Genomic DNA, 16,704 nt, shown 5'->3' on the forward strand with positions numbered 1-16,704 from the left:
ATGAAAATTGCATTACTTTAATCATATCCAATTTGGGCAATATTCTAGGGTGGAGGTGAAAAAATGGGTCGATACATTTTTGGAAGATTAGGTTATATGCTAGTTACATTTTTAGTTATTGCCACGTTTACATTTTTCTTAATGCAGACGTTGCCGGGATCTCCATTTAATGATGAAAAACTATCTGAGTCACAAAAAGAAAAACTTTATGAGAGATACGGATTGAACGAGCCTGCTCCTATTCAATATGTAAAGTACATGACCAATATATTTAAAGGGGATTTTGGGGTTTCCTTTCAATATGATGGTCGACCAGTTTCTGACATTATAGGGGAACGGATTGGGGCATCAGCCGTCTTAGGGGCACAATCATTACTAATTGGATGTATAGTTGGAATGATTCTTGGGATTATTGCTGCTATTAGACACAATACAGCCATTGACTATGCGGCCATGGTAATAGCAGTTATTGGATTATCGGTCCCAAACTTTGTTTTTGCTGGATTATTGCAATATTGGGTGGGGGTCAAACTGCAATGGCTGCCAGTTGCATTTTGGGAAGGATTCGAATACTCCATTTTGCCAACGGTATCGTTATCTGTTTTTGTTATTGCGACAATCGCTAGGTTTATGCGGACTGAAATGCTTGAAGTATTAGGGCAGGATTATATTGTAACAGCGAAAGCAAAAGGGCTAAATCAATTTGCGGTCGTAATGAGGCACGGGCTTCGAAATGCTTCTATTCCAATCATTACAATACTGGGTCCAATGACAGTTTCGCTTCTAACTGGCACATTGGTTATCGAAAAGATTTTTAGTGTTCCAGGACTTGGGGAGCAATTTGTTAAATCGATTATGACAAATGACTTTCCGGTAATTATGGGTGTGACACTATTTTATAGCATTTTATTTATAGGTGTGGTTCTAATTGTAGATATTCTATATGGAATCATTGATCCAAGGATAAGATTATCTGGGGGGACAAAATAATGATTATAAACGAGAAAAAAATCACAGATGATCTATTCCTGCCAGCTGATTTAGAAAAAACTTCAGAGGAAATTTCTCGACCAACAATTACATATTGGGCTGAAGTGTGGAAGCGCTTTCGAAAGAATAAAGCGGCATTCATAGGTCTTATATTGATTTCTATTATTCTAGCTTTAGCTATATTTGGTCCTTATGCAAACAAACATGGCTATGATGAACAAGATCTGACACGAGCCAATTTACCGCCAAAGATACCGATTCTTGAACAAGCTTCTTGGCTAGGTCTTAATGGAACAGATGCTCAGGGCATAGACCGTTATAAAGAAAGCGGAGTTACCGAATACTTTTGGTTTGGCACAGATAATTTAGGAAGGGATTTGTGGACACGTGTTTGGGAAGGAACCCGTATTTCATTATATATTGCTATATTAGCTGCGATTATTGATTTAATCATCGGAGTTGCTTATGGGGGCATATCTGCCTATTACGGTGGACGAATTGATAATTTCATGCAAAGGATTGTTGAAATATTAGTAGGAATCCCAAGCCTTATTGTCGTCATTCTCCTGATTTTAGTATTGCAGCCAGGGATCATTTCTATTACTTTAGCGATGGTTATTACAGGCTGGGTTGGAATGGCAAGGATTGTGCGCGGGCAAATTCTTAAGCTTAAAGAACAAGAATATGTATTAGCTTCCCGAACACTTGGCGCAAAGGATAGACGATTAATTTGGAAGCATTTAATTCCAAATACAATGGGTCCAATCATTATTACAACAATGTTCACAATCCCTACAGCAATTTTTACTGAGGCATTTTTAAGTTTTATCGGTCTAGGGCTTCAGCCGCCTACCGCTTCTTTAGGAACATTAATAAATGATGGATACAAATTATTGCGGATCTATCCGCATATGCTTGCATTTTCTTCCATAATTGTCAGCTTGATCATGATTAGTTTTAATCTGATAGGAGATGGCCTACGAGACGCTTTAGACCCTAAAATGCGTAAATAGGAGGATGAATACATGGGAAAAATACTGGAAGTGAAGGATTTACAAGTATCCTTTGATACGTATGCGGGGGAGGTAATGGCAGTAAGGGGAGTTTCTTTTTATCTTAATAAAGGTGAAACACTTGCTATTGTAGGAGAGTCAGGTTCTGGAAAGTCGGTTACATCAAAAAGCTTAATGAAGCTTATCCCAAGTCCGCCCGGGAGAATTACAGGTGGAGAAATCGTCTTTGAAGGAAAAAACTTGGTCGATTTTACAGAGAAGCAGATGCAGAAAATTTGCGGATCTGATATTTCAATGATTTTTCAAGATCCAATGACCTCCCTTAACCCGACAATGACTGTTGGGAACCAGATAATGGAGACTATTATGAAGCATCAAAAACAATCAAAGCATCAAGCAAAAGAAAAAGCAATTGAGCTATTAAAAATGGTTGGCATTTCTAGCCCAGAGAAAAGATTGTCCTCTTATCCGCATCAATTCTCCGGTGGGATGAGGCAGAGGGTTGTTATAGCAATGGCTCTTTCCTGTAATCCAAAGGTGTTAATTGCTGATGAGCCAACTACTGCACTGGATGTAACAATTCAAGCGCAAATTCTCGAGCTTTTAAGAGATTTACAGCAAAAAATGGGGACATCAATCATTTTTATTACCCATGACCTAGGTGTTGTAGCTAATATTGCTGACAGAGTAGCTGTTATGTATGCAGGGAAAATTGTTGAGATTGGAAAAGTGGAAGAAATTTTCTATCATCCTCAGCACCCATATACTTGGGGGTTATTAGGAGCGATGCCGAATCTAAATGAGGATGCAGAGGAACTTATAACCATTCCTGGTTCACCTCCTAATCTTTTAAAACCACCTAAAGGGGACGCATTTGCTGAACGTAATAAATATGCGATGAAAATTGATTATCAGCTAGAACCTCCAATGTTTAAGCTTTCTGAAACACATTTTGCGGCTACTTGGCTATTGCATGAAAAGTCACCTAAGATTATGCCGCCAGATATGCTTAGAAAGCATAGACATGTTAAGGCGAAAGAAAAACAAAACGATCGTATAGATAAAAGAAGAGAAAAAGAAGATAAGCTTCTTGAAATAAGGAATTTGAAGCAATATTTTTCTACAGGATCAAATGTGGTTAAAGCGGTAGATGGAATCAATTTTGATATATATAAAGGGGAAACCTTTGGGCTTGTTGGAGAATCTGGGTGTGGAAAATCGACAACTGGCCGAACCATTATCCGTCTGTATGAGGCAACGGAAGGAGAGATTCTATATAACAATAGAAATATCAGTGAGAAGAAATCGTCAGGAGATTTACAAAAATTAAATCAAAAAATCCAAATGATTTTTCAGGATCCATATTCATCTCTAAATCCAAGGCAGACCGTTGCAGATATTATTGCAGAGGGTATAGATATCCATGGGCTAGCATCCAATAACAAAGAAAGATTGGAAAAAGTATATGAATTGCTAGAAACAGTAGGATTGAATCGCGAACATGCCAATCGCTATCCTCATGAATTTAGTGGGGGGCAGCGTCAGAGAATTGGAATTGCCAGGGCGCTAGCAGTTGAACCCGAATTTATTATTGCGGATGAGCCAATTTCTGCTTTGGACGTTTCTATCCAAGCACAAGTTGTTAATTTAATGAAAAAGCTGCAAAAAGAAAAGGGGCTTACTTATCTCTTTATTGCTCACGACCTGTCAATGGTGAAATATATTAGTGACCGTATAGGTGTCATGTATAAAGGGAGAATTGTTGAATTGGCTGATAGTGAAGAACTTTATCATAATCCATTGCATGCTTATACCCAATCCTTGCTTTCAGTTATTCCATTGCCAGATCCAGAAACGGAGAAAGTAAGAAAGAGAATAAAATTTGAAGAGAAATTCTTCTGGAATGGAAAGGGAGAGGAGCCAATTTTAAGAGAAGTAAGGAAAGGGCATTGGGTTTCGTGTACAGAGCAAGAGTATCAAAATATAAAAAAACAATTAAACGCTATTTAATTAGCAGTGAAATGAACCATCCAACAAAGGAGGAGAAGTAGATTACTAAAATATCACTGAGAATCATAATTATTTCTCTAGTCATCTCATCTATTGCCTCCTATTTTTCATCTGATAGAAAATGGCTGGAATTTATCAATCTATTATTTTTCATAGGCCTTCTATTACTGATGATAGGGGGGGCACTATTAGTCTTAAAGGGTGGCATGTTTAATGGTATCATCTATAGTTTCCGCCAGTTTTACAAGCGTACGTCAAAGCTTGAAGGGTATGTTTCTGAACAGATAGAAGAATCACCTAAAAGCCCAATTAATAGTAGTTTGATTGATTTATATATGTACCCAATTCTTTTATCTGGAGCCTCATTGTTCTTTCTTACACTATTTATAACAGTTATATAACACGGTAGAAATGCAAGGAATTACTATTTAGGAGTGATTGTATGGAAAGACTTGAGAAATTAAGAGCTGTATTTGATGAATATGGAATAGATGCAATGCTTATTACTAATGATCAGAATCGCAGGTATATGACCGGATTTACAGGTACTGCAGGTTTAGTCCTTATTACTAAGGAAGAAGCATTTTTAGTTGTTGATTTCCGGTATGCAGCACAAGCAAATGCTCAGGCAAAAAATTACACTGTCATTGAAGTAAGCACAAAGGCAAATCTGCTCGAAGAAATAGTGCAGCAAGTTGCGTGCTTAAATATAGGAAAGCTTGGATTCGAACAAGTTCATGTGAGCTATTATTCTTATTCTGAATACAAAGAGAAGCTACATATTGAATTAGTTCCTCTGACAGGTGTCATTGAGAAACTTCGAATGATTAAGAATGAGAAAGAACTTAAAACGATTAGAACGGCAGCAGAAATTGCAGATGCTGCATTTACACATATTCAATCGTTTATCAGACCAGGCAGAACAGAAATTGAAGTTTCAAACGAATTAGAGTTTTATATGAGAAAGCAGGGAGCTGCCTCTTCAGCATTTGACACCATTGTTGCATCAGGTCATCGTTCTGCATTTCCCCACGGTGTTGCAAGCCATAAGGTTATTGAGAAAGGGGATATGGTGACACTTGACTTCGGTGCATGCTACGAAGGGTATAGATCAGATATAACAAGAACGCTGGCAATCGGTGATCCAAAAGAAGAGTTAAAGGGAATCTATTATATAGTCATGGAGTCGCTATCAAAGGCGCTAACAAGTATTAAACCGGGGATAACAGGAAAAGAGGCTGATGCTTACTCAAGAGATTTTATCACTGAGAAAGGATATGGAAAACAATACGGGCATGGCTCCGGACATGGAATTGGATTAGATATACACGAAGAGCCATTTAAGAATGTGAATTGCCAGATTAAACTAGAGCCTGGGATGGTTTTAACTGTTGAACCAGGTATTTATATTCAAAATCTTGGCGGTGTTCGAATTGAAGATGATATTTTAATCACTCGCGATGGAAATGAGGTTCTTACGAAGTCATCAAAAGATCTAATCATTTTGTAAAAAAGAATATAGGAGGAAATTTTTATGAAAATGAAACGAACCTTTTTGATTTTGATGCTTTTTGTTAGTTCCTTATTGGCAGGATGTTATGGAGGAGATAGCCAAAAAACAACTTCTGAGGAAGAGGAAAAAAGCAATACCAATGAAAATTCATCAGAACAAGTGTTAAATCTTGTTGAAGGTGGAGAGATTCCTACCCTTGATACACTTGGATTATTTGATGCGCTTTCAAGCAGAACAATGAATAATATATTTGAAGGTCTATATAGACTAGATGATTCTCATGCACCGATACCAGGAATGGCAGAGAGTCATGAATTAAGTGAGGATGGAAAGGTTTATACCTTTCATATTCGTTCAGATGTGAAATGGAGCAATGGTACACCTGTTACAGCTAAGGATTTTGAGTATGCATGGAAAAAGGCGATTAATCCTGAAACATTGTCAACGTATTCTTATTTGTTTAATGATATAAAGAATGCTGCTTCTATACAGGATGCTGAAAATAGTTTGTATGGAAAGGTAGAAGAGGTTGGCATTAAGGCGATTGATGATCATACCTTCCAAGTTGAACTAGATCATCCAGTCCCATATTTTTTAAGTCTTATCACCTATCCAGTATTTTTTCCGCAAAATAAGGAATTTGCTGAATCTCAAGGAGATAAATATGCATTAGAAGTCGAAAACCTTATTTATAACGGTCCTTTCATTTTAGATTCCTGGGATCATGAGGTCGGCTGGGTTTATAAGAAAAATCCAGACTATTGGGATGCTGATACAGTAAAGCTGGATACGATTAATGTAAAAGTCGTAAAAGAAGCGGCAACAAGAGTCAATTTATATGATACTGGAAAAATTGATTTAACAGAAATTACTTCTGAGTTTATTGATCAATATGCGAGTACTCCAGATTACAGTACATTGCTGAAGCCAGAAGTTTTCTTTATCCGGATGAATCAAAATAATAAATATTTGGCTAATGTCAATGTTCGTAAAGCCATTGATATGGGCTGGGATAAAAAAGCAGCAGCGGAAAGCCTATTGAATAATGGGTCAGTTCCTGCTACCTATTTAGTGCCAAAGGATTTTGCTTTTGATGAAAGCGGAAAAGATTTCCGGGCAAAATATCAAGGTTTTAATGAAGAAGGAGTAGAGAAAGCAAAAGAATATTGGGAGAAGGGGTTAAAGGAGCTAGGAGTAGAAAAAATAGAGTTAGAGTTTTTGAGCTATGATAGCGAGGAAAGAAAACGAGTCAGTGAATATTTTAAAAATCAATTAGAGACTAATTTACCTGGATTAACGATAACAATTAATCAACAGCCAAATAAGCAAAAGCTGGAGCTTGAATCAAGCATGCAATACGACCTTACTTATTCAGGCTGGGGACCTGACTTCCAAGATCCAATAACATTTATTGACCTTTATCTTTCAGATGGTTCATATAACTGGTCAAATTATGTTAATGAGAATTTTGATCAGCTTGTAATGGAAGCAAAAATGAATCCTGCAGATACTGCCAAGCGGTGGGAAAACATGCAAGAAGCTGAGAGAATACTAATAGAAGAGGACGCTGCGATTTCACCTATGTATCAATCTGGGCTTGCACAGCTTAAAAAGCCTTATGTTAAGGGGTATGTCGCACATCCTTTTGGTGTATTTGCTTCATATAAGTGGGCATATATTGAAGGGAAATAAATATATGAGAAGCCTTTTTCCTACATGAATAAGGCTTCTTACTTGATAGTTGGGTGAAGCCCGTCAAATCATGACGGGTCTTTTTGTTTAGCTCATACTCTCCACCTCAACACTCTTAACCCCTTTTAACTGTGAAACACTGTAATAGACATCGGTAATGCTTTTCTTCTGATTAACAGTTACTATGAGCTGGATGAGATGTTTCTTTTCTTCTAAGTCTTTAATACGAACACGTTTAATAGATATTTTTAAGTCTTTGATTGCTGAAAGAATGTCTTTAATATTTTCTTTGTCCGTTACTTTTAGCTGGAGGGTAATTTCTCTTTCTCTTAATTTTCTAGGACCAACGAGTCCGATCATAAATGGAATAAATTCTACGCTAATGATTAACAGGGCAACGCCAGCCATTGCCTCGATATAAAAGCCTGCACCGACAGCAATGCCGATCCCTGCTGCCCCCCAAATTAAGGCTGCAGTGGTAAGGCCAGAAATGCTGTCATTTCCTCTTCTTAAAATGACACCCGCTCCTAGAAATCCTATTCCTGATACTATTTGAGCAGCGAGCCGCAGCGGATCCATCGTAATATTGATTCCTTCTTTTCCAGGAAATGCGTATGCTGACTCAATAGAAACAATCGTCAACAAGCAGCTTACAATAGAGATAACGAGACTTGTTTTTAATCCAACAGGTTTTCTCTTTAGTTCACGTTCAATTCCGATCACAAGACCAAGAAAAGCTGATATACCCAGTTTTATTAATATTTCCATTTCCAAATTGCTCATGACATCCCCGCTCCTGTAATTATTAAAAAATGTGCTGATAAAATGAATATATACCCTTACATTGAATGAAGAAACAATATTAATTTGCCACGTGAATGCAGATAACGAGTACAGAAATGAATTAATACATAGAAAAAAGGCACTGAAAGATATACAATAGAATAAAATTTACGCATTAAGAACAAGGAGAATACAGAATGTCAGGCACAAAAGTAAATCCTTATGCCGTTTTGGCCATAGGGGTCTTATCCGTTTCCACATCAGCTATCCTCGTAAAAGTATCAACAGCTCCATCAGGAGTGATCGCGTTCTATCGGATGTTTTTTTCTGTCCTATTTATGTTACCGGTATTCCTAATAAAATATGTTCCCGAGCTGCGGCTTATTACAAGACGGGATTGGATGTTCTCAATCGCTGCAGGTGTTTTCTTAGCATTTCATTTTATTCTTTGGTTTGAATCATTAAATTACACATCAGTTGCAAGCTCGACAGTGTTGGTGACTTTGCAGCCGCTGTTTGCATTTATAGGAACTTACTTTTTCTTCAAAGAAAAGTTTTCTTGGAAAGCAATTTTGAGCGGGCTGCTAGCTGTTTTTGGGAGTATTATTATAAGCTGGGGCGATTTTAAAATTAGCGGATCTGCCCTTTTTGGCGATTTGTTGGCTTTAATTGCTTGTGCATTAGTTACAGCTTATTTAATGTTTGGCCAATCAGTCAGAAAGCGATTATCATTAGTCACCTATACATTTGTCGTTTACAGCATTAGCACAATTTCCCTTTTTATCTATGTACTTATTAGGCAGGAACCTTTAGTTCCTTATGGTACAAGTGATTGGATCTATTTTATTCTTCTAGCACTTATTCCTAATTTGCTTGGGCATACATTGTTTAACTGGTCGTTAAAATTTCTTAGTACATCAACGATTTCAATGGCCATATTGTTTGAACCAGTAGGTGCAGCGATATTAGCGTATTATTTATTGCAAGAGGCTGTAGTTTGGACACAGGCTCTTGGAGGAGCCATCGTTATTGGAGGAGTATCATTATTTTTAATAGATGAGCGAAGAGTTAGAATAAGGGAAATGAAGAAAAAAATGATTGGGGGAATAAAGGATGGGAATTGAAACGGCTTTTTTAGAATTTCCTCTTCTAGAAACTGATAGATTATTACTGCGTGAAATTTATTTGTATGATGCACCCAATATGTTTAGCTATTTTTCCAAAGACGAAGTGACAAAATATTATGATTTAGAATCGTTTACTTCTGAAAAGGAAGCAGAGGATCTTATTCGTAGATTTCAACAAAGATATTCAGAACGAAAGCAGATCCGCTGGGCGATCACTTTAAGGGATAATAGTGATCAGTTAATTGGGACATGTGGGTTTCATGCGATCGAAGAGGAGCATTACAAAGCTGAAATAGGTTATGAGCTACATCCTGACTTTTGGGGACAGGGGATAATGACTGAAGTGATTGAAGCTGTCATTCAGTATGGATTCAAAAGTATGCAGCTTAACAGGATAGAAGCTTTTTATGATCCAAGGAATGGATCGTCTGGGAGAGTTCTTGAGAAAAATGGTTTTGAATTTGAGGGGATATTAAAAAAGCGGTATTTTGAAAAAGGTAAATTTGTGGATGCTGCTGTTTCTGCGATTTTAAATGAAAATATTCGCTAGATCACCCGATTGTATAATATAATTTGTAAAGCTTGGGGATTTTATTATCCTCAAGCTTTTTTTGCAGTATCAGAATTTAAAACTTTGGACTTAAAGAATTGTCTAGCTACGGCGGCTAGGGCTCGAGGTCATAAGCCAACTCACCAAGAAGGCTAAAGAGCAGCCTTCTTGACGATTCGTCTTAGCTTGTCGCCCCTGGGCAAGCCGCCTCCGCATTTTGGATTGTCTAGCGTAAGCGTCCTATGGCCTATCAAACTACAGGTCCCCTCCGTAACGATTGCGTCAACATCGGTTGCCGTGTTTCCTTTATCGAAAGAACCGGCCCTTCTGCGTTTGTACGGAGATAACCAAGGCGCTTGCGTTTTTCTTATAGGTTAATGATCATTGCTTCTTGAATGATATGGAGAGGTTTTATATAAAAACATGAGTAAAGCCTGCAAATACAAATGCAGCTGTTAGTGATAATATGAAAGTTCCTCCGTATACCTTTCCTTCTGAGTTAGCTATTTTTATCCCCTGTATATATGAATAGGAGAATAAAAACACTGCCATTATTACAGACAAATATAGTGCGGCTGTTTCCAGCAGGAATCACACCTTTCTAAATGATAGAGTTAGTAGATAATATGCATAAACTTTTATTCCTATACCTTTCCTGCATTGAGTAATGGGGGTAGCTTCTTTTTGTTCATATTCTGTGGGTAACTAGGATAATGTTATCCACAAGCTGTGAATAAAATAGTGGATTACTTTTCTTTTCATATTTTAGTTGTTAATAAGTTTGTGAATATATGTGTATTTATTATATTGATGTATCTCCAATTCAATGATTACAGCAGCTGAGAATTATGTTGGACAAATAAATTAGCATTCATTTGGATATTATGTCTGCTTTCTTGAGTAATTCCTCTTTTAAAATATATGCATTATTATGAAGCGGGTCTTTTGCAGCGTATAGTAGAGTAATCTTTTTAGTTAAAGCGATTTGATAAATATTTTCAAAGCATTGAGATTTGGTAGGATCAGTTTTAAGTTCTTCAAGATATTTGATTTGAAATTCTTCATATAATGCAGATTTATGTCCGAACCATTTTCGCAGTTCGTGGCTTGGAGCCAGCTCCTTTGCCCACATTGATAATTTTGCTTTGTCTTTTGAAATGCCTCTTGGCCATAGACGATCGACTAAAATACGATATCCATCCATTTGATCATATGGTTCATAGATTCTTTTTAATAATATCTCTATCACAACTTACCTCCTGAATTTAAAGAAAATGGGAGCTTGTGGTTTTTACACTAAATATACATTAAGGAAAGAAAGAAGGTTTAATTATTTCCTTGGTTATTGAAAAAGGGGGGAATGAAAAATTATATTGCAAACATATTTTGTACATGTTATATTAGAACTCGTCCTTGTAAAACAACATGATTTACAAACAATAAAACTTTAAAAAAATTATTGACTAAAAACAAGGTCGTGTGTTATATTAATAAAGTCGTTTCTGGGCGACGGGTTAAAAAAAACATTATTGCTCTTTGAAAACTGAACGAACAAAAAACGTCAACGTTAATTCAAGTATTAAACTTAAGAGCTAATCTTACTCTTTATTGGAGAGTTTGATCCTGGCTCAGGACGAACGCTGGCGGCGTGCCTAATACATGCAAGTCGAGCGAACTTGCGGGAGCTTGCTCCCAAAAGTTAGCGGCGGACGGGTGAGTAACACGTGGGCAACCTGCCTGTAAGACTGGGATAACTTCGGGAAACCGGAGCTAATACCGGATAATTCTTTTCCTCACATGTGGAAAAGCTGAAAGATGGCTTCGGCTATCACTTACAGATGGGCCCGCGGCGCATTAGCTAGTTGGTGAGGTAACGGCTCACCAAGGCGACGATGCGTAGCCGACCTGAGAGGGTGATCGGCCACACTGGGACTGAGACACGGCCCAGACTCCTACGGGAGGCAGCAGTAGGGAATCTTCCGCAATGGACGAAAGTCTGACGGAGCAACGCCGCGTGAGTGATGAAGGTTTTCGGATCGTAAAACTCTGTTGTTAGGGAAGAACAAGTACCGTTCGAATAGGGCGGTACCTTGACGGTACCTAACCAGAAAGCCACGGCTAACTACGTGCCAGCAGCCGCGGTAATACGTAGGTGGCAAGCGTTGTCCGGAATTATTGGGCGTAAAGCGCGCGCAGGCGGTCTTTTAAGTCTGATGTGAAAGCCCCCGGCTCAACCGGGGAGGGTCATTGGAAACTGGGAGACTTGAGTGCAGAAGAGGAGAGTGGAATTCCACGTGTAGCGGTGAAATGCGTAGAGATGTGGAGGAACACCAGTGGCGAAGGCGACTCTCTGGTCTGTAACTGACGCTGAGGCGCGAAAGCGTGGGGAGCGAACAGGATTAGATACCCTGGTAGTCCACGCCGTAAACGATGAGTGCTAAGTGTTAGAGGGTTTCCGCCCTTTAGTGCTGCAGCAAACGCATTAAGCACTCCGCCTGGGGAGTACGGCCGCAAGGCTGAAACTCAAAGGAATTGACGGGGGCCCGCACAAGCGGTGGAGCATGTGGTTTAATTCGAAGCAACGCGAAGAACCTTACCAGGTCTTGACATCCTCTGACAATCCTAGAGATAGGACTTTCCCCTTCGGGGGACAGAGTGACAGGTGGTGCATGGTTGTCGTCAGCTCGTGTCGTGAGATGTTGGGTTAAGTCCCGCAACGAGCGCAACCCTTGATCTTAGTTGCCAGCATTCAGTTGGGCACTCTAAGGTGACTGCCGGTGACAAACCGGAGGAAGGTGGGGATGACGTCAAATCATCATGCCCCTTATGACCTGGGCTACACACGTGCTACAATGGATGGTACAAAGGGCTGCAAGACCGCGAGGTTTAGCCAATCCCATAAAACCATTCTCAGTTCGGATTGCAGGCTGCAACTCGCCTGCATGAAGCCGGAATCGCTAGTAATCGCGGATCAGCATGCCGCGGTGAATACGTTCCCGGGCCTTGTACACACCGCCCGTCACACCACGAGAGTTTGTAACACCCGAAGTCGGTGGGGTAACCGCAAGGAGCCAGCCGCCTAAGGTGGGACAGATGATTGGGGTGAAGTCGTAACAAGGTAGCCGTATCGGAAGGTGCGGCTGGATCACCTCCTTTCTAAGGATGAAATGAAGTCTAACTTCATTAAAAGACGTTTCATTGTTCGTTCAGTTTTGAGAGAGCAATTCTCTCATATGAATTTGTTCTTTGAAAACTAGATAATGTATATAAAGAAGAATAACCGAGTAATCGCCATCTTAGTTTTCTCTTATTAAATGATTTTTTATAATCAAAATAAGAGTACAAACCATGAGGGCAACAAGCAGCGAGAAGATCAAGGAAGCGACCGAACGAGCACCGGAGCGTACTCAGTACGTGAGGAGCGGAGTGAGAGAGCTGACGCAGAGATTCGAAGCTGATTGTTGACCGAAGTAGGTTAAGTTAGAAAGGGCGCACGGTGAATGCCTAGGCACTAGGAGCCGATGAAGGACGGGACTAACACCGATATGCTTCGGGGAGCTGTAAGTAAGCTTTGATCCGGAGATTTCCGAATGGGGGAACCCTCTATCCGTAATGGGATAGAATCTTTACCTGAATACATAGGGTAATGAAGGCAGACCCGGGGAACTGAAACATCTAAGTACCCGGAGGAAGAGAAAGCAAACGCGATTCCCTGAGTAGCGGCGAGCGAAACGGGATTAGCCCAAACCAAGAGGCTTGCCTCTTGGGGTTGTAGGACACTCTACACGGAGTTACAAAGGAACGAGGTAAATGAACAGGTCTGGAAAGGCCGGCCAGAGAAGGTAAAAGCCCTGTAGTTGAAACTTCGTTCCCTCCAGAGTGGATCCTGAGTACGGCGGGACACGAGAAATCCCGTCGGAAGCAGGGAGGACCATCTCCCAAGGCTAAATACTCCCTAGTGACCGATAGTGAACCAGTACCGTGAGGGAAAGGTGAAAAGCACCCCGGAAGGGGAGTGAAAGAGATCCTGAAACCGTGTGCCTACAAGTAGTTAGAGCCCGTTAATGGGTGATAGCGTGCCTTTTGTAGAATGAACCGGCGAGTTACGATTACATGCGAGGTTAAGTTGAATAGACGGAGCCGCAGCGAAAGCGAGTCTGAATAGGGCGAATGAGTATGTGGTCGTAGACCCGAAACCAGGTGATCTACCCATGTCCAGGTTGAAGTTCAGGTAACACTGAATGGAGGACCGAACCCACGCACGTTGAAAAGTGCGGGGATGAGGTGTGGGTAGCGGAGAAATTCCAATCGAACTTGGAGATAGCTGGTTCTCTCCGAAATAGCTTTAGGGCTAGCCTCATGTAGAAAGAGTCTTGGAGGTAGAGCACTGTTTGGACTAGGGGCCCCCATCGGGTTACCGAATTCAGACAAACTCCGAATGCCAAAGACTTATCCATGGGAGTCAGACTGCGAGTGATAAGATCCGTAGTCAAGAGGGAAACAGCCCAGACCACCAGCTAAGGTCCCAAAGTATACGTTAAGTGGAAAAGGATGTGGAGTTGCTTAGACAACCAGGATGTTGGCTTAGAAGCAGCCACCATTTAAAGAGTGCGTAATAGCTCACTGGTCGAGTGACTCTGCGCCGAAAATGTACCGGGGCTAAACGTATCACCGAAGCTGTGGATGGACATCTACCGATGTCCGTGGTAGGAGAGCGTTCTAAGGGCGTTGAAGCTAGACCGCAAGGACTGGTGGAGCGCTTAGAAGTGAGAATGCCGGTATGAGTAGCGAAAGATGGGTGAGAATCCCATCCACCGAATGCCTAAGGTTTCCTGAGGAAGGCTCGTCCGCTCAGGGTTAGTCGGGACCTAAGCCGAGGCTGAAAAGCGTAGGCGATGGACAACAGGTTGATATTCCTGTACCACCAAACTCCGTTTGAGCAATGGGGGGACGCAGGAGGATAGGGTAAGCGCACTGCTGGATATGTGCGTCTAAGCAGTTAGGCTGCAAGCGAGGAAAATCCCGTTTGCGTGAAGGCTGAGCTGTGACAGCGAGGGAAATATAGTACCGAAGTTCCTGATTCCACACTGCCAAGAAAAGCCTCTAGCGAGGATAAGGTGCCCGTACCGCAAACCGACACAGGTAGGCGAGGAGAGAATCCTAAGGTGAGCGAGAGAACTCTCGTTAAGGAACTCGGCAAAATGACCCCGTAACTTCGGGAGAAGGGGTGCTCTTTGGGGTGTTAAAGCCTCGAAGAGCCGCAGTGAATAGGCCCAGGCGACTGTTTAGCAAAAACACAGGTCTCTGCGAAGCCGCAAGGCGAAGTATAGGGGCTGACGCCTGCCCGGTGCTGGAAGGTTAAGAGGAGGGGTTAGCTCACGCGAAGCTCTGAATTGAAGCCCCAGTAAACGGCGGCCGTAACTATAACGGTCCTAAGGTAGCGAAATTCCTTGTCGGGTAAGTTCCGACCCGCACGAAAGGCGTAACGATCTGGGCACTGTCTCAACGAGAGACTCGGTGAAATTATAGTACCTGTGAAGATGCAGGTTACCCGCGACAGGACGGAAAGACCCCGTGGAGCTTTACTGTAGCCTGATATTGAATTTCGGTACAGCTTGTACAGGATAGGTAGGAGCCTTGGAAGCCGGAGCGCCAGCTTCGGTGGAGGCATCGGTGGGATACTACCCTGGCTGTATTGAAATTCTAACCCATGCCCCTGATCGGGGCAGGAGACAGTGTCAGGTGGGCAGTTTGACTGGGGCGGTCGCCTCCTAAAAAGTAACGGAGGCGCCCAAAGGTTCCCTCAGAATGGTTGGAAATCATTCGAAGAGTGTAAAGGCATAAGGGAGCTTGACTGCGAGACCTACAAGTCGAGCAGGGACGAAAGTCGGGCTTAGTGATCCGGTGGTTCCGCATGGAAGGGCCATCGCTCAACGGATAAAAGCTACCCCGGGGATAACAGGCTTATCTCCCCCAAGAGTCCACATCGACGGGGAGGTTTGGCACCTCGATGTCGGCTCATCGCATCCTGGGGCTGTAGTCGGTCCCAAGGGTTGGGCTGTTCGCCCATTAAAGCGGTACGCGAGCTGGGTTCAGAACGTCGTGAGACAGTTCGGTCCCTATCCGTCGTGGGCGCAGGAAATTTGAGAGGAGCTGTCCTTAGTACGAGAGGACCGGGATGGACGCACCGCTGGTGTACCAGTTGTTCTGCCAAGAGCATCGCTGGGTAGCTATGTGCGGAAGGGATAAGTGCTGAAAGCATCTAAGCATGAAGCCCCCCTCGAGATGAGATTTCCCATAGCGTCAAGCTAGTAAGACCCCTGAAAGATGATCAGGTTGATAGGTTTGAGGTGGAAGCGTGGTGACACGTGGAGCTGACAAATACTAATCGGTCGAGGACTTAACCAAAAAATGATTACTTGAAATTCTTCTTTAACATTATCTAGTTTTGAGAGAATAAATTTTAATTTTTCTCTTGAAAAATTTCAAAAAGACGTTATAATAAAACTTGTCTTTAAAAAAGTTTGGTGGCGATAGCGAGAAGGTCACACCCGTTCCCATCCCGAACACGGAAGTTAAGCTTCTCAGCGCCGATGGTAGTTAGGGGCTGTCCCCTTGTGAGAGTAGGACGCCGCCAAGCTTTAAAATGGAGGATTAGCTCAGCTGGGAGAGCATCTGCCTTACAAGCAGAGGGTCGGCGGTTCGATCCCGTCATCCTCCACCATCATTTTATTATGCCGGCCTAGCTCAATTGGTAGAGCAACTGACTTGTAATCAGTAGGTTGGGGGTTCAAGTCCTCTGGCCGGCATGTTTTTAGTTTTGAGCCATTAGCTCAGTCGGTAGAGCATCTGACTTTTAATCAGAGGGTCGAAGGTTCGAGTCCTTCATGGCTCACCATTTAAATAATGCGGGTGTGGCGGAACTGGCAGACGCACTAGACTTAGGATCTAGCGCCGCAAGGCGTGGGGGTTCGACTCCCTTCACCCGCATCATTTTATCTGCGGAAGTAGTTCAGTGGTAGAACA

At 41.7% G+C, this 16,704-nt stretch carries 10 protein-coding genes, 4 tRNA genes and 3 rRNA genes; 15 read left to right on the forward strand and 2 right to left on the reverse strand.

The genetic code is table 11. The annotated features are described in order from the left end of the window. Window positions 1-63 precede the first annotated feature (63 nt). The 6 genes from opp3b to C1726_RS16335 all read left to right on the forward strand — a co-directional run bounded on the left by opp3b (window position 64) and on the right by C1726_RS16335 (window position 7,218). Entirely contained in the window at window positions 64-990 is a 927-nt protein-coding gene (gene opp3b, locus C1726_RS16310) for an oligopeptide ABC transporter permease (RefSeq protein WP_102274136.1), read from the forward strand. Continuing rightward, window positions 990-2,003: an oligopeptide ABC transporter permease gene (gene opp3C / locus C1726_RS16315; protein WP_102274137.1), complete on the forward strand. Its 1,014-nt coding sequence runs from the start codon at window positions 990-992 to the stop codon at window positions 2,001-2,003. Before opp3b ends, opp3C begins: the two co-directional genes overlap by 1 nt. 12 nt (window positions 2,004-2,015) lie before the next feature. Beyond that, window positions 2,016-4,013, forward strand: a complete 1,998-nt coding sequence (locus tag C1726_RS26890) for an ABC transporter ATP-binding protein (protein ID WP_102274138.1) — start codon at window positions 2,016-2,018, stop codon at window positions 4,011-4,013. A 134-nt stretch (window positions 4,014-4,147) separates the two neighbouring features. Then, window positions 4,148-4,414, forward strand: a complete 267-nt coding sequence (locus C1726_RS26975; protein ID WP_407642074.1) for a DUF3899 domain-containing protein — start codon at window positions 4,148-4,150, stop codon at window positions 4,412-4,414. Between the two features lie 41 nt (window positions 4,415-4,455). Next, window positions 4,456-5,523 (forward strand): M24 family metallopeptidase, encoded by a 1,068-nt coding sequence (locus C1726_RS16330; RefSeq protein WP_102274140.1) that lies wholly within the window; start codon window positions 4,456-4,458, stop codon window positions 5,521-5,523. A gap of 24 nt (window positions 5,524-5,547) precedes the next feature. After that, the gene (locus tag C1726_RS16335; protein ID WP_102274141.1) at window positions 5,548-7,218 is read left to right on the forward strand and encodes a peptide ABC transporter substrate-binding protein; all 1,671 of its coding nucleotides are present in this window, start codon (window positions 5,548-5,550) and stop codon (window positions 7,216-7,218) included. 87 nt (window positions 7,219-7,305) lie between these two features. Here the strand turns inward: C1726_RS16335 and C1726_RS16340 are convergent, their stop codons facing one another. After that, on the reverse strand, window positions 7,306-8,001 hold the full coding sequence (locus tag C1726_RS16340; RefSeq protein ID WP_102274142.1) for an MgtC/SapB family protein: 696 nt from the start codon (window positions 7,999-8,001) through the stop codon (window positions 7,306-7,308). Window positions 8,002-8,198: 197 nt separating this feature from the next. Here C1726_RS16340 and C1726_RS16345 point away from each other — a divergent pair, with 197 nt between their 5' ends. Together C1726_RS16345 and C1726_RS16350 are read left to right on the forward strand one after the other, a co-directional pair. Beyond that, on the forward strand, window positions 8,199-9,125 hold the full coding sequence (locus tag C1726_RS16345) for a DMT family transporter (RefSeq protein ID WP_102274143.1): 927 nt from the start codon (window positions 8,199-8,201) through the stop codon (window positions 9,123-9,125). Further along, complete coding sequence (locus C1726_RS16350) at window positions 9,115-9,678, forward strand: GNAT family N-acetyltransferase (protein ID WP_102274144.1); 564 nt, start codon at window positions 9,115-9,117, stop codon at window positions 9,676-9,678. The genes C1726_RS16345 and C1726_RS16350 overlap by 11 nt, the downstream gene beginning before the upstream one ends. 871 nt (window positions 9,679-10,549) lie before the next feature. Here C1726_RS16350 and C1726_RS16355 read toward each other — a convergent pair. Then, window positions 10,550-10,927, reverse strand: coding sequence for a DUF488 domain-containing protein (locus C1726_RS16355; RefSeq protein ID WP_102274145.1), 378 nt, complete (start codon window positions 10,925-10,927; stop codon window positions 10,550-10,552). Window positions 10,928-11,283: 356 nt separating this feature from the next. Between C1726_RS16355 and C1726_RS16360 the strand changes: the two genes are divergently transcribed. From C1726_RS16360 to C1726_RS16390, 7 genes are all read left to right on the forward strand, one after another. Further along, window positions 11,284-12,834: ribosomal RNA gene (locus C1726_RS16360) — 16S ribosomal RNA — on the forward strand. Window positions 12,835-13,151: 317 nt separating this feature from the next. After that, window positions 13,152-16,086, forward strand: a 23S ribosomal RNA gene (locus C1726_RS16365). A gap of 115 nt (window positions 16,087-16,201) precedes the next feature. Then, a 5S ribosomal RNA gene (rrf, locus tag C1726_RS16370) occupies window positions 16,202-16,318 on the forward strand. The 16S, 23S and 5S rRNA genes sit together here with 4 tRNA genes alongside, the layout of an rRNA operon. An 8-nt stretch (window positions 16,319-16,326) precedes the next feature. Further along, a tRNA-Val gene (locus tag C1726_RS16375) sits at window positions 16,327-16,402 on the forward strand. A 12-nt stretch (window positions 16,403-16,414) separates the two neighbouring features. Further along, window positions 16,415-16,487, forward strand: a tRNA-Thr gene (locus C1726_RS16380). Window positions 16,488-16,500: 13 nt separating this feature from the next. After that, window positions 16,501-16,576, forward strand: a tRNA-Lys gene (locus C1726_RS16385). Window positions 16,577-16,586: 10 nt separating this feature from the next. Continuing rightward, window positions 16,587-16,668, forward strand: a tRNA-Leu gene (locus C1726_RS16390). The last annotated feature ends 36 nt before the right edge of the window (window positions 16,669-16,704 follow it).

The sequence above is a fragment of the Cytobacillus massiliigabonensis genome (assembly GCF_900199725.1).
Lineage (GTDB): Bacteria > Bacillota > Bacilli > Bacillales > Cytobacillaceae > Cytobacillus > Cytobacillus massiliigabonensis.

Bases quoted from the DNA above. Each gene is read 5' to 3' on its own strand.
- opp3b (WP_102274136.1), top strand. From the start codon at position 64: ATGGGTCGATACATTTTTGGAAGATTAGGTTATATGCTAGTTACATTT.
- opp3C (WP_102274137.1), top strand. From the start codon at position 990: ATGATTATAAACGAGAAAAAAATCACAGATGATCTATTCCTGCCAGCT.
- C1726_RS26890 (WP_102274138.1), top strand. From the start codon at position 2,016: ATGGGAAAAATACTGGAAGTGAAGGATTTACAAGTATCCTTTGATACG.
- C1726_RS16330 (WP_102274140.1), top strand. From the start codon at position 4,456: ATGGAAAGACTTGAGAAATTAAGAGCTGTATTTGATGAATATGGAATA.
- C1726_RS16335 (WP_102274141.1), top strand. From the start codon at position 5,548: ATGAAAATGAAACGAACCTTTTTGATTTTGATGCTTTTTGTTAGTTCC.
- C1726_RS16340 (WP_102274142.1), bottom strand. From the start codon at position 8,001: ATGAGCAATTTGGAAATGGAAATATTAATAAAACTGGGTATATCAGCT.
- C1726_RS16345 (WP_102274143.1), top strand. From the start codon at position 8,199: ATGTCAGGCACAAAAGTAAATCCTTATGCCGTTTTGGCCATAGGGGTC.
- C1726_RS16350 (WP_102274144.1), top strand. From the start codon at position 9,115: ATGGGAATTGAAACGGCTTTTTTAGAATTTCCTCTTCTAGAAACTGAT.